Source organism: Solibacillus sp. FSL R7-0668 (genome assembly GCF_038006205.1).
In the GTDB taxonomy this organism is placed as follows: Bacteria; Bacillota; Bacilli; order Bacillales_A; family Planococcaceae; genus Solibacillus.
Map to the genome: position 1 here is coordinate 996,245 of NZ_JBBOUU010000001.1, position 23,199 is coordinate 1,019,443.

Genomic DNA, 23,199 nt, shown 5'->3' on the forward strand with positions numbered 1-23,199 from the left:
AAAATGAGCTTTTTTAAGCGACTAAAGGAAAAGTTAGTAGGTAGCAACGAAGAACAAAAAGTAGAGCAACCGGAGCTTGGTGAGCAACCAGTAGCCGAATTGCCTCAGCCGGAAGTAAGTGAAGAAACCGTAGCCCCTGTTCAAGAAATGGAACAAGAGGCTGTTGAAGCAATTGAGGCGATAGTGCCGAAAGAAGAGCTAGAAGAAGTAGTTCCCCAAAGCGATGAATTAGCAGAAGAAATCGTGGAGGAGCAAGGAGAAGAAGAGCCAACGAAACCTTCTGCATGGTCGATTACGCAAAAGTTCAAAGCTGGTTTAGAAAAAACACGTAATTCGTTTACATCGAAGGTAAATGACTTAGTAGCACGTTACCGTAAAGTAGATGAGGATTTCTTTGAGGAATTAGAAGAATTACTGCTACAAGCGGACGTAGGCTTTGAAACGGTTATGGATTTAATGGATAAATTACGCTATGAAGTTCAGCGTCAAAACATTAAAGACACAAACGGCATTCAAGCCATCATCTCAGAAAAATTAGTCGAAATTTATGAGTCTGGTGAAGATAATTTAACGGACTTGAATATGCAGCAAGACGGTGATTTAACGGTTATTTTATTTGTCGGTGTTAACGGCGTTGGGAAAACGACAACAATTGGTAAATTAGCACATCGTTTAAAATCAGAAGGCAAATCTGTGATGCTTGCAGCGGGTGATACATTCCGTGCAGGTGCGATTGACCAATTACAAGTTTGGGGCGAACGTGTTGGCGTTGAAGTAATTGCACAATCAGAAGGCTCTGATCCAGCTGCGGTTATGTATGATGCCGTTCGCGCGGCGAAAAACCGTGGTGTTGACGTGTTAATCTGTGATACTGCAGGACGTTTACAAAACAAGGTGAACTTAATGAACGAGCTTGAAAAGGTACACCGTGTCATTTCACGAGAAATACCAAATGCACCGCATGAAGTATTATTAGCTTTGGATGCGACAACAGGTCAAAATGCGCTTGTACAAGCGCAAATGTTCAAAGAGGCAACGAATGTTACAGGAATCGTCTTAACGAAGCTAGATGGTACGGCAAAAGGCGGGATCGTTTTAGCGATTCGCAATAAATTGCACATTCCAGTAAAATTTGTAGGACTTGGCGAAAAAATGGATGACCTTCAACCGTTTGATGCAGAGCGTTATGTATACGGTTTATTTGCAGAAGGCTTAGAAAAAGAGCTTAATGAAATAGAGGATTAACATGTTTCATTAGAGATTTAAATTCCTTACTGAATCAAGTTAATGCCCCGGCGAATGGGAGGCGAGTGACGATTATGTTGCTCGCTTTTTTCATCAAAAATTTTGTCACAATCCAATCGAAAGACAAGGGAATTACCTTGACAGTAAGCGTTATCACGATTATGATAAGATAGACAAAATATGATTGGAGAGATATAAATGCTACTTGAAAAAACAACACGCATGAACTTTCTCTTCGACTTTTATCAAGCACTTTTAACAGACAAGCAGCGTAGTTATATGGAGCTCTATTATTTAGATGACCATTCACTTGGTGAAATTGCTGAAAGCTATAATATTTCCCGTCAAGCTGTTTATGATAATATTCGTCGTACTGAGGCGATGCTTGAAGAATATGAAGATAAATTAAAGCTATTTGAAAAATTTCAACAACGTCAAGCTATGTTAAAGCAACTGACAGAAGCGTTACAAGATGATGCTTCTACTTTAGAAACGCGTTTAGCACTAGTTGAACAATTGAAGGAATCGGATTAGGAGGCGAACGAGTTGGCTTTTGAAGGTTTAGCAGAGCGACTCCAAGGTACGATCCAAAAGATTAAAGGTAAAGGGAAAGTTTCGGAACAAGACGTAAAAGAAATGATGCGTGAAGTCCGATTTGCCTTAATCGAAGCGGACGTAAACTTAAAGGTAGTTAAGGAATTCGTTAAAAAGGTTAGTGAGCGTGCAGTCGGCGTTGACGTCATGAAGTCATTAACACCTGGTCAGCAAGTCATTAAAATTGTACAAGATGAATTAACTAACTTAATGGGCGGTGAACAAAGCCCCATTAAATTCAGCAACCGTCCACCGACAGTTATTATGATGGTCGGTTTGCAAGGTGCCGGTAAAACGACGACAACAGGAAAGCTTGCCAATGTTTTACGCAAAAAATATAATAAAAAGCCATTATTAGTTGCTGCTGACGTCTATCGCCCAGCTGCGGTACAACAGCTACAAACATTAGGAAAGCAGCTAAACTTACCGGTGTTTGCACTCGGTACAGATATTTCGCCAGTAGAAATTGCGCGCCAAGCGATTGAGCATGCGAAAGAAGAGCATCATGATGTTGTATTAATCGATACAGCGGGTCGTTTGCATATTGATGAGCAATTAATGCAAGAATTAAAAGATATTCGTGCATTAAAAGAGCCTGACGAAGTATTTTTAGTTGTGGACTCTATGACGGGTCAAGATGCTGTCAACGTAGCACAAAGCTTTAATGAAGCAGTAGGGATTACGGGCGTTGTCTTAACAAAATTAGACGGTGATACACGTGGTGGTGCGGCGCTTTCGATTCGTGCAGTAACCGAAAAGCCGATTAAATTCGTCGGTATGGGGGAAAAAATGGATGCGCTTGAGCCATTCCACCCTGAGCGTATGGCATCGCGTATTTTAGGTATGGGCGACGTATTATCGCTAATCGAAAAAGCACAAGCAAACGTCGATATGGAAAAAGCAAAAGAGCTTGAAGAGAAATTCATGACGCAAAGCTTCACATTCGACGACTTCATCGAGCAATTGCAAGCCGTGAAAAAAATGGGTCCATTAGAAGATTTATTGAAAATGATTCCAGGGGCCAACAAAATGAAGGGCTTAGACAATGTCAAAGTCGATGAAAAGCAGATGGGGCGCATTGAAGCGATTATTTATTCGATGACACCTGCTGAAAAAACAACGCCAGAAATCATTTCTGCAAGCCGTAAAAAACGAATTGCAACGGGTTCTGGTACAACAATTCAAGAAGTAAATCGTTTATTAAAACAGTTTGAAGAAATGAAAAAAATGATGAAGCAAATGACTGGTATGGCGCAAGGAAAAGGCAAGAAAAAGATGAAATTGCCAGGCTTTGACCAGTTATTTAAATAAAAAATAGAGGTGTTAAGAAAAAACACTTTACAAACAACCAAGACATTGCTAATATAATATCTTGTGTGAAACTTATTCGGAGGTGCTATTAAAATGGCAGTTAAAATTCGCTTAAAACGTATGGGAGCTAAAAAATCTCCTTTCTATCGTATCGTAGTTGCAGACGCTCGTTCACCACGTGACGGTCGTCAAATCGAAACAGTAGGTACTTACAACCCACTTACAGTTCCAGCTACAGTAGAAATCAATGAAGAGTTAGCTCTTAAATGGTTAACTGATGGTGCAAAACCATCTGACACTGTACGTAACCTGTTCTCAGAACAAGGGATCATGGAAAAATTCCATAACGCTAAATACAGCAAATAATTCAATGATGAATTCGGAGGTGGCTTTATGCAGCAGCTGATTGAAGCAATTGTGAAACCATTAGTCGATTATCCTGAAGACGTACGTATTGAGACGGACGAAACTTCAAATCGAGTTGTTTATAAGCTTTTTGTTCATCCAGAGGATCGAGGGAAAGTCATAGGCAAGCAAGGACGTGTTGCGAAGGCAATTCGTACGATTGTGTACTCAGCAGCGGGCGGCCACCAGAAGAAAAAGACATACGTCGATATATTGGATTAGTAAAAGGAGGGTGGCATTTTGCTAACCCTTCTTTTTTTATATTTGTTATGATGAAATAAGGAATGCTTGAATACTGTATAAGTTGATTAGAATAAAGATCAACGGGATTTTAAAAGAGGTGGAAGAAACATGGAATGGTTTAACGTTGGACGTATTGTGAATACGCATGGAATTCGTGGAGAGCTACGTATTTTATCAACAACTGATTTTGAAGAAGAGCGCTTTGCGGTTGGTTCAAAATTAGCAGCATTTAAAAAAGATGATAAACGCCCAACTTGGGTAACGGTTGCCTCATCACGCCGTCATAAAAACTTTATTTTAGTGACGTTTGAAGGAATGCAAAACATCAATTTAGTAGAGCCTTTCAAAGAAGGGATGCTAAAAGTAACGATGGATCAATTAGCAGACGATGAACTAGACGAAAACGAATATTACCATTTCGAAATTAAAGATTGCGAAGTGTTTTCAGAAGAGGGCGAGCTAATCGGTGTCGTTACAGACATTTTAGAAACCGGTGCCAATGATGTATGGGAAGTAAAAGCAAAAGGTGGCAAAAAGCATTATATTCCGTACATTGAAGATATCGTGAAGGAAATTGATGTCGAAGAAAAGAAAATTGTCATTCATGTGATGGAAGGCTTACTATAATGAAAATTCATGTATTAAGTTTATTTCCAGATATGTTTACAGGCGTATTCGGTGCGTCCATTTTAAAAAAGGCCCAAGAAAAGGGCGCTGTTGAGTTAGCTGTAACCGATATTCGTGAATTTAGTGAAAATAAGCATAGACAAGTGGATGACTATCCGTACGGTGGTGGCGCGGGTATGGTATTAAAGCCAGAGCCAATGTTTAATGCTGTAGAAGCGATTACAGAGGGGCGCAAACCACGTGTCATTCTCATGTGCCCACAAGGCGAACGCTTCACACAGAAAAAAGCCGAGGAGCTTGCACTGGAAGATGATTTAGTCTTTTTATGTGGGCATTATGAAGGCTATGATGAACGAATTCGTGAGCATCTCGTAACGGATGAAATTTCGATTGGCGACTTCGTATTAACGGGTGGGGAGCTCCCAGCGATGACAGTCATTGATGCGGTTGTGCGTCTATTACCAGGTGTTCTAGGGCAGGCCGACTCACATATTCAAGATTCGTTTTCAACTGGCTTGCTCGAGCATCCACACTACACACGCCCTGCTGATTTTCGCGGGATGAAGGTGCCGGATGTGTTGTTATCTGGGAATCACGCAAAAATTGAAGAGTGGCGTGAAGAACAGTCCTTTTTACGTACATTACAACGTCGACCTGATCTTTTAGAGGCGTTAGAATTGACGGAAAAACAACAAAATATTCTCGAAAAAATAAAATCACAAATGTAAAGCAAATCTACTTGAAATGCCTTTTTTTTTATGTTAAGATTCAATCTGTGCTTAACATGCACTGAATTACGGTGTTCCGCTGTGGCGTAAATTGCGCGTGCAAGAGCATCTGTCTAAGGAGAGAAAACAATGTCAAACATTATTACAGAGATCACAAAAGATCAATTACGTTCAGACTTACCATCATTCAAACCGGGTGATACAGTTAAGGTGCACGTTAAAATCGTTGAGGGTACTCGTGAGCGTATCCAATTATTCGAAGGTGTAGTTATTAAACGTCGTGGTGGCGGAATTAGCGAAACTTTCACAGTACGTAAAATTTCTTACGGCGTTGGTGTAGAGCGTACTTTCCCAGTACACACACCAAAAATCGCTCAATTAGAAGTAGTTCGTAAAGGTAAAGTACGTCGTGCTAAACTTTACTACCTACGTAACCTACGTGGTAAAGCTGCTCGTATTAAAGAAATTCGATAAGAACTTTTTAGAAGGGGGCTTGTACTTACAAGCTCCTTTCTTTCTTTAACTTGAATCATCAGCAAATGTAGATTATATTTTTGCTTGAAATACATATTTCGTATACAATGAATGGTATAAGCAAGGGGGATCGCTACGTGGAAAAAACTGAAAAAGAAAAAAATGAGCTTTGGGAATGGACGAAAGCTCTACTAATTGCGTTTGCAATTGCAGCATTCATTCGATATTTTTTATTTACACCGATTGTAGTTGATGGGGATTCAATGATGCCAACCCTTGAAAATGGAGATCGAATGATTGTCAACAAGTTTAGCTATAAAATTGGAGAGCCAGAGCGCTTTGATATCGTAGTGTTCCATGCGCCAGAACAAAAAGATTATATCAAACGTGTAATCGGACTACCTGGTGATTATGTTGAATATAAAGATGACCAGCTATACATTAATGGTGAAGCAATCGACGAGCCATACTTAGACGCATATAAGGCCCAAATTAGTGAAGGTAATTTAACAGGTGATTTCTCACTGAAGGATATTGATCCATCGCTTGATGTGATTCCAGAAGGCCATGTATTTGTCATGGGGGATAACCGTCGTTTTAGTAAGGATAGCCGTCATATTGGAATTGTTGACCAAAAAGAAATTATCGGAAATACAAGCATTATCTTTTGGCCACTTAATGAAATTGAAATTGTAAAATAAATATATAAACAAATGGAAATACATCAAAATGAGGGGGCACAATAGCTCCTCATTTTTTTATTGTTAGACGAAGAGGAGGAAAATTATTATGACCATTCAATGGTTTCCGGGGCATATGGCGAAAGCGCGTCGTCAAGTATCTGAAAGCTTAAAGCTAGTGGATATCGTCTTTGAGCTAGTAGACGCACGCTTACCATTATCTTCACGTAACCCGATGATCGATGAAGTCATTCATCAAAAACCACGCTTACTGATTTTAAATAAACAAGATATGGCAGACGAAACGGAAACACGTCGCTGGATTCAATATTTCGCGGATAAAGGCTTTAAGGCTGTAGCTATTAACTCACTTGAGGGAAAAGGCTTACAGGCGGTAATAAAGGCTGCTCAGGAGATTTTAGCGGACAAATGGGAGCGTATGAAGGCGAAAGGCATGAAGCCACGTGCAATTCGAGCCATGATTGTTGGAATTCCAAACGTAGGAAAATCGACATTGATTAACCGTTTAGCAAAGAAAAATTTAGCGAAAACAGGAAATACACCAGGTGTTACAAAGGCACAGCAATGGATTAAAGTAGCGAAGGACATTGAGCTATTAGACACACCAGGTATTTTATGGCCGAAATTTGAAGACCAAGAAGTAGGCTATAAATTAGCGCTTACTGGTGCAATTAAGGATACGCTTACGAATATGGAAGATTTAGCAGTGTACGGCTTGAATTTTTTAGCCTTACATTATCCAGAGCGCATGGAAGAACGTTATCAAATGACAGCGATCAGTGAAGAATTAGTAGAAACATTTGATCATATCGGCAAATTACGCCGTGTATTTGCTCAAGGTGGCGAAATTGATTATGATCAAGTAGCACTACTCATCGTACGTGATCTACGTGACCAAAACCTGGGGAAACTAACATTTGACTTTGTAGATGAGCAAATCGAAAAAGAGCAATTAGCGGAAGCAATCGAAAAAGAAAATGAAGAACGCCGCAAAAAAACAGCAGAAATTCGTCGTCATAGCCGTTTACAAAATAAAGAATAATGAAACGAAAACCTTTTTCATTTATATGAGAAAGGTTTTTTCTTTTATAATGAAGAAAAATGTCGATATAACAGGTAATGAAAGATTTGAGGGTTGAAGATGAAAACAATAAAAGAAATTATACAAGCACTAAAGGAAGCAACAAAAGTAGAGCCGTGGATGACCGAAATCGAACAAGATGAGCGTGCAGGCGTTGTAAAGGCATGGGCACAATTTCACAAGCGTTTAGAAAAACAAGAGGCGTTGAAACAGGCACATCAGGCTAAGCTTGATTTTGATGCAAGCTATTTACCACATAAAAATGCGTATATTGCTGGAACAGATGAAGCAGGCAGAGGACCATTAGCGGGACCGGTTGTAACAGCGGCTGTTATACTACCAAATAATTGCATGGAATTATTGGGCGTAAACGATTCAAAGCAACTATCGAAGGAGAAGCGCAATGACTTTGCAAAACGTATTAAACAGCATGCCCTCTATTATGCCGTGCATTTTCAAAGTGCTGAAGAAATTGACCGCTTAAATATTTATGAGGCGACACGTCAATCCATGCTACAAAGTGTTGAAGCGTTAGAGGTCACACCGAGCTTCATTTTAGCGGATGCAATGACACTCCGTACAACGATTCCGCAAGCATCGATTATTAAAGGGGATGCGCAAAGCCTAGCGATTGCCGCTGCATCGATTTTAGCGAAAACAGCGCGTGATGACTATATGGAAGCGCTTGATCAGGAATTTCCGCAATATGGCTTTGCGCAGCATGCTGGCTATGGAACGAAACAGCATTTAGAGGCATTAGCAACATATGGCCCGACGATCCATCATCGTAAAACATTTGAACCAATTAAAACTATGATACAACAAAGGGAGTGACTAGGATGAATTCTACAGCCTTTAATCCAATACAAGTAAATGCTCAGCAAATAAGCGCCAATCAACCGCTATCATTGCGTCAAGACCAAGTATTCCATGGCACGATTAAGCAGCTCTACCCAGACCAAATGGCTGAAGTGCAAGTGGGAAATCAAAAGCTTATGGCCAAGCTTGAAGTCCCATTAAAAGTAGGCGATGCACACTTTTTTCAAGTGACTGCTACCAACCCACAAACAGAGCTAAAGGTAGTTACTGGACCGATGTCGCAAGCGATGTCACCTGCACAGCAAATGAATCAATTATTAGAAACGATGAATTTACCAAAGTCTTCAGAAATGCAGCAAGTGTTGTCGCATTTTATGAAAGCACAGCTACCCATTTCAAAGGAGCAATTGCTGGCTGCTGAGAGCTGGATGAAAAATTTGCCTGAAGGTGTAGATAAAAATAACGCCTTGCAAGCATTACAGCGCATGGTCGAATTAAAAATGCCATTTAATAGCACCGTGTTTCAGGCGTTAACACAAGGGACAAAAACAGATGGAATGTCAGCAAATTTAGCGAATTTAGCCCAGTTATTAGCCAATCAAACAGGCGGTAATGAGGCGTTGAAAAGTAGCTTGCTTCAGCAAATAAATGACCTAGCAAAGCCGCTAAACAATGAAACAGGCGGTGTTTTATTAGCACGTGCAGCCCAAACATTACTGGATCAATCTGCGCCAACGACAGCGAAATTACAAGCATTAGCCGCGTTAAAAGAGGCGGGTATCTTACCAAAACAAGCAACCTTGCAAAATTGGCAAAATATGAATCAGACTGCATCCACTCAAAATGCATCAACGGCCGTCTTACCGACACAGGCAGGGCCAATGCGTCAGCAAATTGCCAGTACAGCGCCAGAGCAATTAAAACCGATGCTGGACCAAGTAAAGGCGTGGGTGAATAATGAATCCTTATTAACTCAAAGTCAAAAGCAACAACTACAGCAGTTAATTTCTCGTTTTGAGAAAATTCCACCGTCAAAGCAAGCGTTGGAAGTGTTTGCTAAACAGTTGCAGGAGCAGCTCACAAAAGCGTTTAGTGATAATTCAGCAACGCGTTTATTTACACAAAATGAACAGGGAATGTCGGCAAAAGATCAGTTAATGAGTTTAATTAAGCCAGATTCGAATGTCCCGTTAAACGATGCTTTACTACGGAATTTAGTGAAAGTCACACAGGATAGCCCACAGCCACAGATGCAAAGCGCACTGACACAGGCAGAGGCACAAGTGCAATCAGCAGCAGATAGTAAGGCGATGGAACAAGCGATCAAAACTGTATTAAAAGGGCTAGGTGTGAGCTATGAGGCAACGTTAGCTAGTAAAGCAGGGGATGTGCAAGCGGTCGCACAGCAGATGAAGCCCCAGTTATTAGCGCTCATTCAAGATATGCAAACCCCTACAGCATTGCGTGATGCAGCTGAAACAGTTATGGCTCGATTGAATGGTATGCAGCTATCTTCGGGGGAAAATGGTCATCAGCATCAGCTGGTCATGCAAGTACCGTTAGAATTTTTCGGCAAAAAGATGGACGCAACCTTGCAGTGGAATGGTAGGATGAAGGATAATGGCAAAATTGATGCCAATTTTGCTCGTGTTATGTTTTATTTAAATATGGAATCCTTACAGCAAACCGTCATTGACATGCAAGTACAAAATCGTGTCGTCATTATTAATGTTTATAATGATCTCCCAAATCTAGATACGCTTGCGATGTCCTTAAAAGGGGCATTGAAGAGCGGTTTGGCAGAGAAAGAATATACATTATCAGGAGTATTTATCAAACCGTTTGGTGAGCAGCATACGAAAACTGTCACCAAAAATTCAAATCAACCAGATGAGCAGCAAAGCGGGGTGGATATTCGCGTATGAGCAACAAAAAATATGTACGTAAAGAAGCCATTGCGTTATCCTATGATCCGCAAAAAAATAATGGCCCTACCGTTGTTGCGAAGGGAAAGGGTAAAATTGCGGAAAATATTTTAGAACAGGCAACACTTCATGATGTGCCGGTATATGAAGACCCAAACCTCGTAGAATTATTGGGACAGCTTGATTTAAATACATCTATTCCGGAAGAATTATACCAAGCAGTAGCGGAAGTATTTGCCTTTATCTATCATTTAGATGAAAAACATAAATTAACATCAAACAAGCAAAACGGTAGACTATTAAAGTAGTTTGCCGTTTTTTTAATTAAAAAGCATTATTTCAGCATACGGCGGTAAAATAAAGGTGTATAATGAACTTATGTTCAATATACTTTTTTGTTTATTAGTAAAATTGTTTAAAGAGAATTTTCCGACATAAATAAAAGTAAAAAATGCAACTATGACAAATATAGACATTATCAGAATTATTGTATAAAATAGATTATGTTAGTAGAATAATGTCCAAATGTCCGATGGGAGGATGTATCATGAATATCCATGAGTATCAAGGAAAAGAGATATTAAGAAAATACGGTGTCGCGGTTCCAAAGGGGAGCGTAGCGTTTTCACCAGACGAAGCTGTTAAAGTAGCAAAAGAGTTAGGCGCGAATGTAACGGTTGTCAAAGCACAAATTCACGCAGGTGGCCGAGGAAAAGCTGGCGGTGTAAAAATCGCGAAAAACTTAGAGGAAGTACGCTCATATGCAAAAGAATTACTAGGAAAAATTTTAGTAACGCACCAAACAGGTCCTGAAGGTAAAGAGGTAAAGCGTCTTTATATAGAGGAAGGCTCGGATATTAAAAAAGAGTATTATTTAAGTTTAGTACTTGATCGCGCCACTTCTCGAGTAGTTATGATGGGCTCAGAAGAAGGTGGAATGGATATTGAAGAAGTAGCAGAGTCAAATCCTGAAAAAATCTTCAAAGAAGTGATTGACCCAGTAACAGGATTGAATGCCTTCCAAGCGCGTCGCATGGCATTTAACATGAATATTCCTTCAAAATTAGTGAACAAAGCCGTTTCGCTAATGCTTGGAATTTACAAAGCGTTTATTGACAAAGATGCATCCACTGTAGAAATCAACCCATTAGTTGTAACGGGTGATGATCAAGTTGTTGCATTAGATGCAAAATTTAACTTCGATTCAAATGCATTGTATCGTCAAAAGGATATCGTTGAATTACGTGACTTCGATGAGGAAGATCCAAAAGAAATCGAAGCTTCAAAATATGACTTAAGCTATATTTCACTAGATGGTAATATTGGCTGTATGGTTAATGGAGCAGGTCTTGCGATGGCAACAATGGATACCATTAGCTATTATGGCGGCTCACCGGCTAACTTCCTTGACGTTGGGGGCGGTGCTACAGCTGAAAAAGTAACAGAAGCATTTAAAATTATTTTATCAGACAAAAATGTTAAAGGGATTTTTGTTAACATTTTCGGTGGAATTATGAAATGTGACGTCATCGCAGAAGGTGTAATTACGGCTGCGAAAGAGGTCGGTTTAGCAGTGCCTTTAGTCGTTCGTTTAGAGGGAACAAACGTTGACTTAGGCAAAAAATTATTAAATGAATCAGGTTTAAATATTGTTGCTGCAGATTCAATGGCTGACGGTGCACAAAAAATTGTAAAATTAGTCGAAGCTGAAGGCGGGGTTATGGCATGAGCGTGTTCATTAACAAAGAGACAAAAGTAATCGTACAAGGGATTACAGGGGAAACAGCCCTATTCCATACAAAACAAATGCTTGAATACGGAACAAAAATCGTTGCAGGGGTAACGCCAGGTAAGGGTGGACTTGAAATTGAAGGTGTTCCTGTATTCAATACAGTAGAAGAAGCAGTAAAAGCAACAGGTGCCAATGTATCCGTTATTTATGTACCAGCACCGTTTGCAGCGGATGCGATTGTCGAAGCGGTAGATGCAGGCTTAGATATGACAATCTGTATTACAGAGCATATTCCAGTACTGGATATGGTAAAAGTAAAGCGCTATATGGAAGGCAAGAAAACGCGTTTAGTAGGACCAAACTGCCCAGGTGTGATTACGGCTGATGAATGTAAAATTGGTATTATGCCAGGCTATATTCATACAAAAGGTCATGTAGGGGTTGTATCACGCTCTGGTACATTAACTTATGAAGCGGTTCACCAACTGTCACAAGCGGGAATTGGTCAAACAACAGCAGTAGGTATCGGAGGGGACCCTGTAAACGGTACAAACTTCATCGATTGCTTAAAAGCATTCAATGAAGACCCTGAAACGTATGCCGTTGTTATGATTGGTGAAATCGGTGGTACAGCAGAGGAAGAAGCTGCTGAGTGGATTCAAGCAAATATGACAAAACCGGTAGTAGGCTTCATTGGTGGTCAAACAGCGCCACCAGGTAAGCGCATGGGTCACGCAGGTGCGATTATTTCAGGTGGTAAAGGGACAGCAGCTGAAAAAATCAAAGCAATGAATGCAGCTGGTATTGAAGTTGCGCCAACACCTTCTGTTATTGGTGAAACTTTAATTAAAGTGATTAAAGAAAAAGGTCTATACGAAGTTTGTAAGACGCATTAAAATAAAAGATGTAGCGAACGCCTCGCTACATCTTTTTCTATGAAGATATCAACGTCGTGTTGGTCCAAAGCCCCGGCGGATGTCACAGATTATTGTCGAATTTTGCTTACAAAACTTCCTCATTGAACAGAGCGGTCATTTAAATTTCTTCTATTTAAAATAAGGAGTGTTTAATATGACAAATTCTATGGACGAAAAATTATTAAGGCTTCATTATATTCACCCTCTACCTTGGCATAAAATCCAGCATTTATTGACACTTATTCCTGATTTAGATGAGCTATGCAATGTATCACCGACTATTTTAGCGCTGCATTTAAATATTAAACAATCCACTGCGGTCTCTATCATTGAACTTTACAATAAAATGCAGGCGACATCTCTGCAGCCCTATTACGAAAAACATCAAATTAATGCGATACCCTATACAAGTGCATGCTATCCGCAGCGCTTAAAGGAACTGTTTGATCCGCCTGCCGTAATTTATGCAAAAGGGAATATTTCGCTATTACAAGAGCCGCGGATGATGGCGGTCATTGGGGCAAGAATTGCAACGAGCTATAGTGAAAATGCGTTAAAATTGCTAATACCACCCCTAATACAACAAGAATTTGTTATTGTCAGTGGACTTGCAAAAGGAGCAGATCGACTAGCACATGAGGCTGCAATACGATATGGTGGCAAGACAATTGCTGTACTAGGGCATGGCTTATTTCATAGTTATCCAAAAGAAAATGATGAATTACATCGCTATATGACGGAGCATCAGCTAGTGATGACTGAATATCCACCATATGTAGGTGTACAAAAGTGGCATTTTCCTGCACGTAACCGTATAATAAGCGGTTTAAGTGAAGCGTTACTGGTGACAGAAGCAAAATTAAAAAGCGGTACTTTAATTACGACAGAGCTTGCCCTCGAACAAGGGAAGGATGTCTTTGTAGTGCCAGGGAATATTTTTAGTGAGTTATCCCAAGGAACGAATAAATTGATCAAAGAAGGCGCCATTCCTGTATGGGATGGGCATCAAATGTTAGCTGAATTGCAAATGTTTTCAAGTTTTCGTTGAAAAAAAGTTGCATTCTCCGCCAATCTGTTATACATTTTGCAACAGGAAAAGCTTTAAAAAAACATTGACAAATTCATTTATCGTGAATTGAAGAAAATAACATACCTCTATAAGGAGGAAAACAGATGGCAGATTATTTAGTAATTGTGGAATCACCTGCGAAGGCGAAAACAATTGAACGCTATTTAGGAAAAAAATATAAAGTAAAAGCATCAATCGGACATGTGCGTGATTTACCACGTAGTCAAATGGGGATTGATACAGAAAATAACTATGAACCAAAATATATTACGATTCGTGGAAAAGGGCCGGTCTTACAAGAATTAAAGACTGCAGCCAAAAAAGTCAAAAAGATTTATCTCGCGGCTGACCCCGATCGTGAAGGAGAAGCGATTGCTTGGCATTTGGCAAACGCTTTAAACGTTGATATTCACTCAGATTGTCGCGTTGTATTTAACGAGATTACAAAGGAAGCGATTTTAGAAAGCTTTAAGACTCCACGTCCGATTAATATGGATTTAGTGGATGCACAGCAAGCGCGCCGTATTTTAGACCGCTTAGTAGGCTATAATATTAGCCCGATTCTTTGGAAAAAAGTAAAAAAAGGTTTATCAGCTGGTCGTGTGCAATCGGTCTCACTGCGATTAATTATTGATCGTGAAAATGAGATTAAAAGCTTTGAACCAGAAGAATACTGGTCAATTGACGCATCGTTTGAAAAGGGCAAAAAAGAGTTTGAAGCCTTTTATTATGGTGATGGCAAAGAAAAAGTGAAGTTAACGAATGAAGAACAAGTAACGGCCGTATTGAAAAACGTGAAAGGTTCGGATTTTGAAGTGATGAATGTCGTGAAAAAAGAACGTAAACGCAATGCGGCTCCTGCTTTTACAACATCTTCACTACAACAAGAAGCAGCGCGTAAATTAAACTTCCGTGCTAAAAAGACGATGATGCTTGCGCAACAACTGTATGAAGGGATCGAGCTAAGCAAAAAAGAAGGCGCGGTTGGGTTGATTACGTATATGCGTACAGACTCAACACGTATTTCAGATACAGCAAAAACTGAGGCAATTTCATTTATTGAAGGAAAGTATGGTAAAGACTTCATCGCACAAGAGCAAAAGCAAGTGAAGGCGAAAGCAAATGCACAAGATGCCCACGAAGCAATCCGTCCAACGAGTGCTATGCGTACACCAGAAGAGTTGAAGGCAATCCTTAGCCGAGATCAATTACGCTTATATCGTTTAATATGGGAACGCTTTATTGCGAGTCAAATGGCACCAGCAATATTAGATACTGTAACGGTAGACCTACAAAATAATGATGTCCTGTTCCGTGCGAATGGATCACAAGTGAAATTTGCAGGGTTTATGAAGCTTTATATCGAGGGTACTGACGATCAAACAGAAGAAACAAATAAGCTATTACCAGAAATGGCGATTGGCGATAAAGTGAAGTCGCTTGAAATCGAACCAAAACAACATTTCACGCAGCCACCACCACGCTATTCAGAAGCGCGTTTAGTGAAAACGCTGGAAGAGCTAGGTATAGGTCGACCTTCTACGTATGCACCAACGCTTGATACCATTCAAAAGCGTGGTTATGTACAGCTAGATGCGAAACGCTTTGTACCAACAGAGCTTGGTGAAATTGTCCACCAAGCAACATTAGAATTTTTCCCAGAGATTATCAACATCGAATTCACCGCACAAATGGAACATAATTTAGATGAAATCGAAGAAGGCATTACACAATGGGTGGATGTTATTGACGCATTTTATCAAGATTTTGAGCCCCGTGTGAAGTATGCGGATGAAGCGATGGAAAAAATCGAAATTAAAGATGAACCAGCAGGTGAAGACTGTGAAAAATGTGGCGAGCCAATGGTATTTAAGCTTGGGCGCTATGGCAAGTTTATGGCGTGTTCAGGCTTCCCAGATTGCCGCAATACAAAAGCAATCGTCAAGCCTATTGGGGTACAATGTCCAACATGTAAGGAAGGCGAAATCGTAGAGCGTAAGTCAAAAACAAAACGTATTTTCTACGGTTGTAACCGCTATCCTGAATGTGACTTCGTATCATGGGATAAACCAATTAGTAGACCATGTCCGAAATGTAGTGCATTATTAGTAGAGAAAAAATTGAAAAAAGGTGTTCAAATTCAATGTACAAACAGTGAATGTGACTATGAGGAAACACCATCACAATAAGATTTGAGGTAACAACAATGACACAACCAGTAGTAAATGTAATTGGTGCAGGTCTTGCTGGATCTGAAGCCGCTTGGCAAATTGCAAAGCGCGGCGTGAATGTTCGCCTATATGAAATGCGTCCAGTAAAGCAAACGCCGGCGCACCATACTGATAAATTTGCAGAGCTTGTATGCTCGAACTCCTTACGTGCAAACGGCCTAACAAATGCAGTTGGCGTAATTAAAGAAGAAATGCGTAAACTAGATTCTGTCATTATGGCAGCAGCAGATAATTGTTCTGTACCAGCTGGTGGTGCATTAGCGGTAGACCGTCACGAGTTTGCAGGCTATGTAACCGAACATGTGAAAAACCATCCGTTAATTGAAGTGATTAACGAAGAAGTTACTGAAATTCCAGAGGGGATTACAGTCATTGCAACAGGTCCATTAACGTCTGAAGCACTAGCGAAAAAAATTCAAGGTCTAACGGGCGAAGATTATTTATACTTCTATGATGCAGCAGCACCGATTATCGAAAAAGATTCGATCGATATGGACAAAGTATATTTAAAATCACGCTATGACAAAGGTGAAGCGGCCTACTTAAACTGCCCAATGAACAAGGAAGAGTTCGATGCATTCCGCCAAGCATTAATTGAAGCAGAATGTGCTCCATTAAAAGAGTTCGAGAAAGAGAAGTATTTTGAAGGCTGTATGCCGATCGAGGTAATGGCAGCACGTGGCGAAAAGACGATGACATTCGGTCCGATGAAGCCTGTTGGATTAGAAGATCCGAAAACAGACAAACGTCCATATGCCGTTGTTCAATTACGTCAGGATGATGCAGCTGGAACGCTTTACAACTTAGTAGGCTTCCAAACGCATTTAAAATGGCCAGAACAAAAACGCGTATTCTCGATGATTCCAGGTTTAGAAAACTTAGAAATCGTTCGCTATGGCGTTATGCACCGTAACACATTCATCAACTCACCGAAAGTGTTAGCGCAAACATATCAATTAAAAGCACGTCCGAACCTGTTCTTCGCTGGTCAAATGACAGGTGTAGAAGGTTATGTAGAATCAGCTGGAAGTGGTTTAATCGCTGGAATCAATGCAGCTCGCATGGCATTAGGCCAAGAGCTACTCTACTTCCCGCATGAAACAGCACTTGGTTCGATGGCGCGCTATATTACACATACAGATGCGAAAAACTTCCAGCCGATGAATGTCAACTTTGGTATTTTCCCAGAGCTTGGTGAACGAATCAAATCAAAGCCAGAGCGCGCGGAAAAACATGCTACAAGAGCATTGGAATCAATTCAGAATTTTATTAATACTCAGGTAATTTAATTGCGAAAAGTCCTTAAAGACTGTTATACTTTAAGGGCTTTTATGTTGTAGTCAATTATTTTTTTACACTAATACTACTGAAAAGTTAGCAGTAAATCGTAAAAAAGGAATTAATTACGTGGTAAATGATGTTAAAAGTTGCTTTTTAAAACAATGAACCACTCAATTTTCGGAAAGTTACAAGAAATCCGAATAAGTTAAGGAAAAACAGCTTGAAATCTTAGCTCGATAAGTATAGTGTCAGTATGTGTGTTTTTAAAATGTGATTCGAATTAAATCACATGAGTCAATTTTTCTTCTGTAATAAGGGGGGCATGTACAATGAATATTCAAATGGAAGAAGCGCTCGAACAATTTATTCGCTATGTACAATTGGAAAAAAACTTTTCGCAACATACTGTACGCGAATATCAGTCCGATCTTGAAAACTTCTTTACATTTTTACAATCAGAAGGCATTGCTGACATTGCAGAAGTTGATTATATTCATGCAAGACTTTATGTTACGAAACTTTATGATGAACAAAAAGCGAGAACTTCGATTTCTAGGAAAATTTCATCTATCCGTTCTTTTTTTCGCTTTTTAAATCGAGAACAGCATATCGATGATGCTCCGTTTCGTTCACTTTATCATCCGAAAAAGGAAGAACGATTACCGAGCTTTTTTTATGAGGAAGAATTAGCCCAGCTATTCGAGAAAAATCAAGGAGACGAGCCGAAGCAAATTCGTAATATCGCCCTTTTGGAGCTACTTTATGCAACGGGGATGCGTGTTAGTGAATGCGTAGGTTTGGAGCTTTCCGATATTGATTTTCACTATAGCATTGTTCGTGTAATGGGAAAGGGGCGTAAAGAGCGTATTATTCCGTTTGGGCAATTTGCGCATGACGCACTGACACGTTATTTACACGTTCGCTCTACATTAATGAAAACGAATACGCACCAAAAAGTGTTTGTGAATTTGCGAGGTGGCGAACTTACTGCACGCGGTGTACGTTATATATTAAGCGAGATGATTGAACATGCGAGTATGCATACTAAAATTTATCCTCATATGTTACGACATACATTCGCAACTCATTTATTAAATAATGGGGCAGATATGCGTACCGTTCAAGAATTACTTGGGCATGCGAACTTATCTTCTACTCAAATTTATACTCATGTAACAAAGGAAGCTCTTCGAAAGACATATATGAATAGTCATCCAAGGGCATAAGTTAAGGAGGGAATCGGATGGGACAAATTCATGCAACCACGATTTTTGCTATTCATCACAATGGTGAATGTGCGATGGCAGGCGATGGTCAAGTAACATTAGGTAATCAAGTTGTGATGAAGCATACGGCGAGAAAGGTCAGACGTCTGTTTAATGGCAAAGTACTTGCAGGCTTTGCTGGTTCTGTGGCAGATGCTTTTACCTTATTTGAAATGTTTGAAGCAAAATTAAATGAATATAATGGGAACTTACAGCGCGCAGCTGTTGAGGTAGCAAAGCAATGGAGAGGCGATAAAATGCTACGCCAGTTAGAAGCGATGTTGTTAGTGATGGATAAAACAACATTATTATTAGTTTCAGGAACAGGTGAAGTTATCGAGCCGGATGATGGAATTTTAGCGATTGGTTCTGGCGGCAATTATGCATTGTCAGCTGGACGTGCGTTAAAAATACATGCCGGAGATCATTTATCTGCTAAAGAAATTGCACAAGCAGCTTTAACAACAGCGGCGGATATTTGTGTGTTTACGAATCATAATATTATCTTGGAGGTATTATAATGACGACGAATTTAACACCAAGACAAATTACCGAGCATTTAAACCGTCATATTGTCGGACAAGAAACGGCGAAACGTGCTGTAGCCATTGCGCTACGTAATCGCTATCGCCGCTCGTTATTAAGCGAAGAGCTAAAAGGTGAAGTCATTCCGAAAAATATTTTAATGATTGGACCGACAGGCGTTGGGAAAACTGAAATTGCGCGCCGTATTGCTAAGCTAACAAATGCACCATTCATTAAGGTAGAGGCGACAAAATTTACAGAAGTGGGCTATGTAGGGCGCGATGTTGAATCGATGGTTCGTGATTTAGTGGAAGCGGCACGTCGACTTGTAAAAGAAGAAATGACTGTCGCAGTACAAGAACAGGCTGAGCATAATGCCAAGGAAGTGCTAGTAAAATTGCTAGTGCCTTCGAAAATCAAAGAAACGCTTACTCAAAATCCATTTGAAATGTTATTTGGGCAAAAGGGGCAGCAACAAGAACAAGTACAGCAAGATGAACCTGAAATTCGTACACGCCGAGCTCAAATTGCGCAAGACCTACAAGCTGGAAAGTTAGAAGAGCAATGGGTAACAATTGAAGTGACAGAAAATGCACCATCGCTATTTGATGCAATGCCTGGTATGAATATGGACGGGGCAAATGGTATGCAAGACATGTTATCGAATTTGATGCCGAAAAAAACAAAGAAACGAAAAGTACAAGTAAAAGATGCACGTCGTATTTTAACGCAAGAAGAGGCCAATAAGCTAATTGATACAGATGCCCTTTCAAGTGAAGCCATCCATCGTGCAGAACAGACGGGGATTATTTTTATTGATGAAATCGATAAAATTGCAAGTAAAGGCTCCTCCTCTGCGGAAGTATCTCGTGAGGGTGTACAACGTGATATTTTACCAATCGTTGAAGGCTCTACGGTAACGACAAAATATGGACCGGTGAGGACGGATTATATGTTATTCATCGCAGCGGGTGCTTTCCATATGTCGAAGCCAAGTGATTTAATACCAGAATTGCAGGGGCGCTTTCCGATTCGTGTCGAATTAGAAAAATTAACGAAGGCGGATTTTGTTCGTATTTTACAAGAGCCCGACCAATCGTTAATTCTTCAATATAAAGCATTATTAGATACAGAAGGTGTAACGATCGACTTTACGGAAGGGGCTATTGAGCGCATTGCAGAAATTGCCACAGAAGTAAACCAAGAAACAGATAACATTGGTGCACGTCGTTTACATACGATTTTAGAACGCCTTTTAGAAGAATTATCCTACGAGGCTTCAGAAATTGCACCAGCACATATCGAAATTACACCAAGCTATGTCGATCAAAAATTGTCGAATATCGTAAAAAACAAAGATTTGTCTCAATTTATCCTATAATGTAAGTTGAAATAGTATCTTTAAATTGTAAAAACCTTTAGAATATTAAGTGAATTAATTAGTCCTGTGGGAGGAAATATAAAAAATGAATTTATTAGCAAAGACGCGAAAAATCAATGCTATGTTACAAGCATCAGCTGGTAAGCCAGTTAACTTTAAAGAGATGGCACAAACGTTGGGAGATATTATCGAAAGTAATGTTTTCATCGTAAGTCGAAAAGGGAAATTATTAGGTATTTCAATTCATCAACAAATTGAAAATGATCGTATTAAAAAAATGTTTGAAGAACGCCAATTCCCAGAAGAATATACGCAAAACTTATTCAACATTACGGAAACTTCTTCAAACTTAGGTATTAACAACGAACATACAGCATTTCCTATTGAAAACAAAGACCTATTTGAAAAAGGGTTAACAACAATCGTGCCAATCATTGGTGGTGGTGATCGTTTAGGCACATTAATATTAGCTCGAATTAGCGATCAATTTGAAGATGATGATTTAATTTTAGCTGAATATGGTGCAACGGTTGTAGGTATGGAGATTTTACGTGAAAAATCAGAAGAAATTGAAGAGGAAGCACGTTCAAAAGCTGTTGTACAAATGGCGATTAACTCATTATCATACTCAGAATTAGAAGCAATTGAGCATATTTTTGAAGAGCTAGATGGTCATGAAGGCTTATTAGTAGCGTCTAAAATTGCTGACCGCGTAGGGATTACTCGTTCAGTAATCGTAAACGCATTACGCAAATTGGAATCTGCGGGTGTTATTGAGTCTCGTTCATTAGGTATGAAAGGTACTTATATTAAAGTATTAAATGATAAGTTCTTAACTGCCTTAGCTGAAATCAAAATGAAATAATAAAAGGAAAGCGATAAAGCCATAGTGCTTTATCGCTTTTTTTTCTGGAAATAAGGATTCGCTGCATGGGAAATGGTAAAAATTCAATAAATGTATAAAATTTCTAAAAATATAATCAGAATGGTTTAATTTAGCGTGATCAAATAAATAATAGTTTAGGCGATTTCCTTTATTGAATATGGGACAAATGTTTTGTTACAAAATTATGAACATCACCCCTAGATTCCTATTTAATGCTATTATAAATTAAGGAAATGATTAGCATTAACCGTTTTATATGGGTATATTTAACAAGGTTAAGACCTTGTTATCAATCGTATTTATAGTAAAATTCTATTATTTTATGGAATTCCCTTCTGAAATTTTAGGTAGAAAAGGATAAAATCATGGAGAACGATGTCACTATTTGTAAATTGTAGGTAGTGAGTTGTCGAAAAATGGTTCGTTAAGACTATAAAAAAGTGCCAAAAGTCAATAGACACTCGAAAATAATATAATTACAATTAAAGTATTAGGTTTGTCGTGACTGAAGATTGGTAAAAGTGAATGAGGTGAAAAATTTGAATTTATTTGGTGGTACGATTAGCAAATTAGAAAATGGACTTTCATATGCTACGCTAAAAAATAAAGCGATAACACAAAATATAGCGAATGTTGACACGCCGAACTACAAAACAAAAGAAGTAAGCTTTAAAGATGTTTTTAGTGATGCGAAAAAATCTTCTATTTCTGCCTATCGCACGGATGCGAGACATTATGATTTTTCAATTGAAATAGGATCAAGTGGTGTGTATTCAAACGAAAATTTTCGAACAAGACCAAATGGCAATGCGGTAAATATGGATGCAGAACAAGCGAAGTTAGCAGAAAATACAATTTACTATAATGCATTGATTGACCGGATTAGTAGTAAATTCTCAACATTAAATACGGTAGTAAAGGGAGGTAAATAATTATGTCGATTTTTCATAGTATGAATACAACTGCTTCGGCGTTAACTTCACAACGTCTAAGAATGGATGTAATATCTTCTAATATTGCCAATGTTGATACAACACGAGCAAAGCAAGTAAATGGTGAGTGGGAACCATACCGCAAAAAGTCTATTACATTGAAAGAAAATGAAGGGCAATTCTCAAACTTTCTGAATATGGCAATGGGCAAAACAGTAAAAGCGGGTGTAGGAAACGGCGTGAAAGTAACTTCTATTAAAGAAGATACAGAAACACCGTTTAAACTCGTTTTTGACCCAACACATCCAGATGCCAATGAAGAGGGTTATGTACAAATGTCGAATGTTGACTTATTAAAGGAAATGGTAGATTTAATTTCAGCTTCACGATCATATGAAGCCAATATTACAGCGTTTAATGCCAATAAAAGCATGCTAACAAAGGCACTTGAAATAGGGAAAGGATGATAACTAAATGGCGATAAATCCAGTTTCATTCATGTCTCCTGCACAATCTGTGAATGAAGTAAACCAAGGTAATCAAGTTACATCTGCAAATGCACAACAACAGTTTGCAGACTCTTTAAAAGAAGCGATTGCTAGTGTAAATGAGCACCAAAAAACATCAGATATGATGACACAAAAATTAATAAGTGGTGGAGATGTTGATTTATTTGAAGTAATGGTTGCTGCTCAGAAGGCAAGTGTTACTTTAAACACAACAATTGAAATTCGTAATAAAGCTGTAGAAGCTTATCAAGAAATTATGCGTATGAGTGTATAATATTTTTGTTTAACGAATAATTACTTGTTGGGCATTCACTATAA

25 protein-coding genes are annotated in these 23,199 nt (G+C 39.2%); all 25 read left to right on the forward strand.

The features are described 5' to 3' along the window. Positions 1-3: 3 nt before the first annotated feature. The 25 genes from ftsY to fliE all read left to right on the forward strand — a co-directional run bounded on the left by ftsY (position 4) and on the right by fliE (position 23,155). Positions 4-1,245, forward strand: a complete 1,242-nt coding sequence (gene ftsY / locus MKX47_RS04585) for a signal recognition particle-docking protein FtsY (protein ID WP_340771619.1) — start codon at positions 4-6, stop codon at positions 1,243-1,245. A 198-nt stretch (positions 1,246-1,443) separates the two neighbouring features. Continuing rightward, complete coding sequence (locus tag MKX47_RS04590) at positions 1,444-1,779, forward strand: putative DNA-binding protein (RefSeq protein ID WP_340771620.1); 336 nt, start codon at positions 1,444-1,446, stop codon at positions 1,777-1,779. Between the two features lie 12 nt (positions 1,780-1,791). Continuing rightward, positions 1,792-3,150, forward strand: a complete 1,359-nt coding sequence (gene ffh, locus MKX47_RS04595) for a signal recognition particle protein (RefSeq protein WP_340771625.1) — start codon at positions 1,792-1,794, stop codon at positions 3,148-3,150. A gap of 93 nt (positions 3,151-3,243) precedes the next feature. Continuing rightward, positions 3,244-3,516: a 30S ribosomal protein S16 gene (gene rpsP, locus MKX47_RS04600; protein ID WP_340771627.1), complete on the forward strand. Its 273-nt coding sequence runs from the start codon at positions 3,244-3,246 to the stop codon at positions 3,514-3,516. A gap of 27 nt (positions 3,517-3,543) precedes the next feature. Next, on the forward strand, positions 3,544-3,777 hold the full coding sequence (locus tag MKX47_RS04605; RefSeq protein ID WP_008403311.1) for a KH domain-containing protein: 234 nt from the start codon (positions 3,544-3,546) through the stop codon (positions 3,775-3,777). A gap of 129 nt (positions 3,778-3,906) precedes the next feature. After that, complete coding sequence (rimM, locus tag MKX47_RS04610; protein ID WP_340771629.1) at positions 3,907-4,425, forward strand: ribosome maturation factor RimM; 519 nt, start codon at positions 3,907-3,909, stop codon at positions 4,423-4,425. Continuing rightward, positions 4,425-5,153 (forward strand): tRNA (guanosine(37)-N1)-methyltransferase TrmD, encoded by a 729-nt coding sequence (trmD, locus tag MKX47_RS04615; protein ID WP_340771631.1) that lies wholly within the window; start codon positions 4,425-4,427, stop codon positions 5,151-5,153. The genes rimM and trmD overlap by 1 nt, the downstream gene beginning before the upstream one ends. Positions 5,154-5,282: 129 nt before the next feature. Next, a complete protein-coding gene (gene rplS / locus MKX47_RS04620; protein WP_340771633.1) occupies positions 5,283-5,627 on the forward strand; it encodes a 50S ribosomal protein L19 in 345 nt (114 codons plus the stop codon). A 137-nt stretch (positions 5,628-5,764) separates the two neighbouring features. Further along, positions 5,765-6,328 carry a signal peptidase I gene (gene lepB / locus MKX47_RS04625; RefSeq protein WP_340771634.1) on the forward strand — a complete coding sequence of 188 codons (564 nt, stop codon included), beginning with the start codon at positions 5,765-5,767 and terminating at the stop codon, positions 6,326-6,328. Between the two features lie 88 nt (positions 6,329-6,416). Further along, complete coding sequence (ylqF, locus tag MKX47_RS04630; RefSeq protein WP_340771636.1) at positions 6,417-7,370, forward strand: ribosome biogenesis GTPase YlqF; 954 nt, start codon at positions 6,417-6,419, stop codon at positions 7,368-7,370. A gap of 99 nt (positions 7,371-7,469) precedes the next feature. Beyond that, positions 7,470-8,243 (forward strand): ribonuclease HII, encoded by a 774-nt coding sequence (locus MKX47_RS04635; protein ID WP_340771638.1) that lies wholly within the window; start codon positions 7,470-7,472, stop codon positions 8,241-8,243. A gap of 5 nt (positions 8,244-8,248) precedes the next feature. After that, positions 8,249-10,153, forward strand: coding sequence for a hypothetical protein (locus tag MKX47_RS04640; protein ID WP_340771640.1), 1,905 nt, complete (start codon positions 8,249-8,251; stop codon positions 10,151-10,153). Further along, positions 10,150-10,461 (forward strand): EscU/YscU/HrcU family type III secretion system export apparatus switch protein, encoded by a 312-nt coding sequence (locus MKX47_RS04645; protein WP_340771642.1) that lies wholly within the window; start codon positions 10,150-10,152, stop codon positions 10,459-10,461. Before MKX47_RS04640 ends, MKX47_RS04645 begins: the two co-directional genes overlap by 4 nt. 239 nt (positions 10,462-10,700) lie before the next feature. Next, positions 10,701-11,882, forward strand: a complete 1,182-nt coding sequence (gene sucC / locus MKX47_RS04650; RefSeq protein WP_340771644.1) for an ADP-forming succinate--CoA ligase subunit beta — start codon at positions 10,701-10,703, stop codon at positions 11,880-11,882. Beyond that, positions 11,879-12,781 carry a succinate--CoA ligase subunit alpha gene (gene sucD / locus MKX47_RS04655; RefSeq protein ID WP_340771646.1) on the forward strand — a complete coding sequence of 301 codons (903 nt, stop codon included), beginning with the start codon at positions 11,879-11,881 and terminating at the stop codon, positions 12,779-12,781. The genes sucC and sucD overlap by 4 nt, the downstream gene beginning before the upstream one ends. A gap of 175 nt (positions 12,782-12,956) precedes the next feature. After that, positions 12,957-13,850 (forward strand): DNA-processing protein DprA, encoded by an 894-nt coding sequence (dprA, locus tag MKX47_RS04660; protein ID WP_340771648.1) that lies wholly within the window; start codon positions 12,957-12,959, stop codon positions 13,848-13,850. Positions 13,851-13,975: 125 nt separating this feature from the next. Continuing rightward, entirely contained in the window at positions 13,976-16,060 is a 2,085-nt protein-coding gene (gene topA / locus MKX47_RS04665) for a type I DNA topoisomerase (protein WP_340771650.1), read from the forward strand. A gap of 17 nt (positions 16,061-16,077) precedes the next feature. Next, positions 16,078-17,391: an FADH(2)-oxidizing methylenetetrahydrofolate--tRNA-(uracil(54)-C(5))-methyltransferase TrmFO gene (gene trmFO / locus MKX47_RS04670; protein WP_340771651.1), complete on the forward strand. Its 1,314-nt coding sequence runs from the start codon at positions 16,078-16,080 to the stop codon at positions 17,389-17,391. Between the two features lie 321 nt (positions 17,392-17,712). After that, positions 17,713-18,609: a tyrosine recombinase XerC gene (gene xerC, locus MKX47_RS04675; RefSeq protein WP_340771653.1), complete on the forward strand. Its 897-nt coding sequence runs from the start codon at positions 17,713-17,715 to the stop codon at positions 18,607-18,609. A 17-nt stretch (positions 18,610-18,626) separates the two neighbouring features. Continuing rightward, entirely contained in the window at positions 18,627-19,169 is a 543-nt protein-coding gene (hslV, locus tag MKX47_RS04680; RefSeq protein WP_340771656.1) for an ATP-dependent protease subunit HslV, read from the forward strand. Then, on the forward strand, positions 19,166-20,554 hold the full coding sequence (gene hslU / locus MKX47_RS04685) for an ATP-dependent protease ATPase subunit HslU (RefSeq protein WP_340777717.1): 1,389 nt from the start codon (positions 19,166-19,168) through the stop codon (positions 20,552-20,554). The genes hslV and hslU overlap by 4 nt, the downstream gene beginning before the upstream one ends. An 85-nt stretch (positions 20,555-20,639) precedes the next feature. Further along, positions 20,640-21,419, forward strand: coding sequence for a GTP-sensing pleiotropic transcriptional regulator CodY (gene codY / locus MKX47_RS04690; RefSeq protein ID WP_340771658.1), 780 nt, complete (start codon positions 20,640-20,642; stop codon positions 21,417-21,419). 560 nt (positions 21,420-21,979) lie between these two features. Next, a complete protein-coding gene (gene flgB, locus MKX47_RS04695; protein ID WP_340771660.1) occupies positions 21,980-22,372 on the forward strand; it encodes a flagellar basal body rod protein FlgB in 393 nt (130 codons plus the stop codon). A 2-nt stretch (positions 22,373-22,374) separates the two neighbouring features. Then, complete coding sequence (flgC, locus tag MKX47_RS04700; protein ID WP_340771662.1) at positions 22,375-22,839, forward strand: flagellar basal body rod protein FlgC; 465 nt, start codon at positions 22,375-22,377, stop codon at positions 22,837-22,839. A 7-nt stretch (positions 22,840-22,846) separates the two neighbouring features. Next, positions 22,847-23,155, forward strand: a complete 309-nt coding sequence (gene fliE / locus MKX47_RS04705) for a flagellar hook-basal body complex protein FliE (protein WP_340771664.1) — start codon at positions 22,847-22,849, stop codon at positions 23,153-23,155. Positions 23,156-23,199 lie beyond the last annotated feature (44 nt).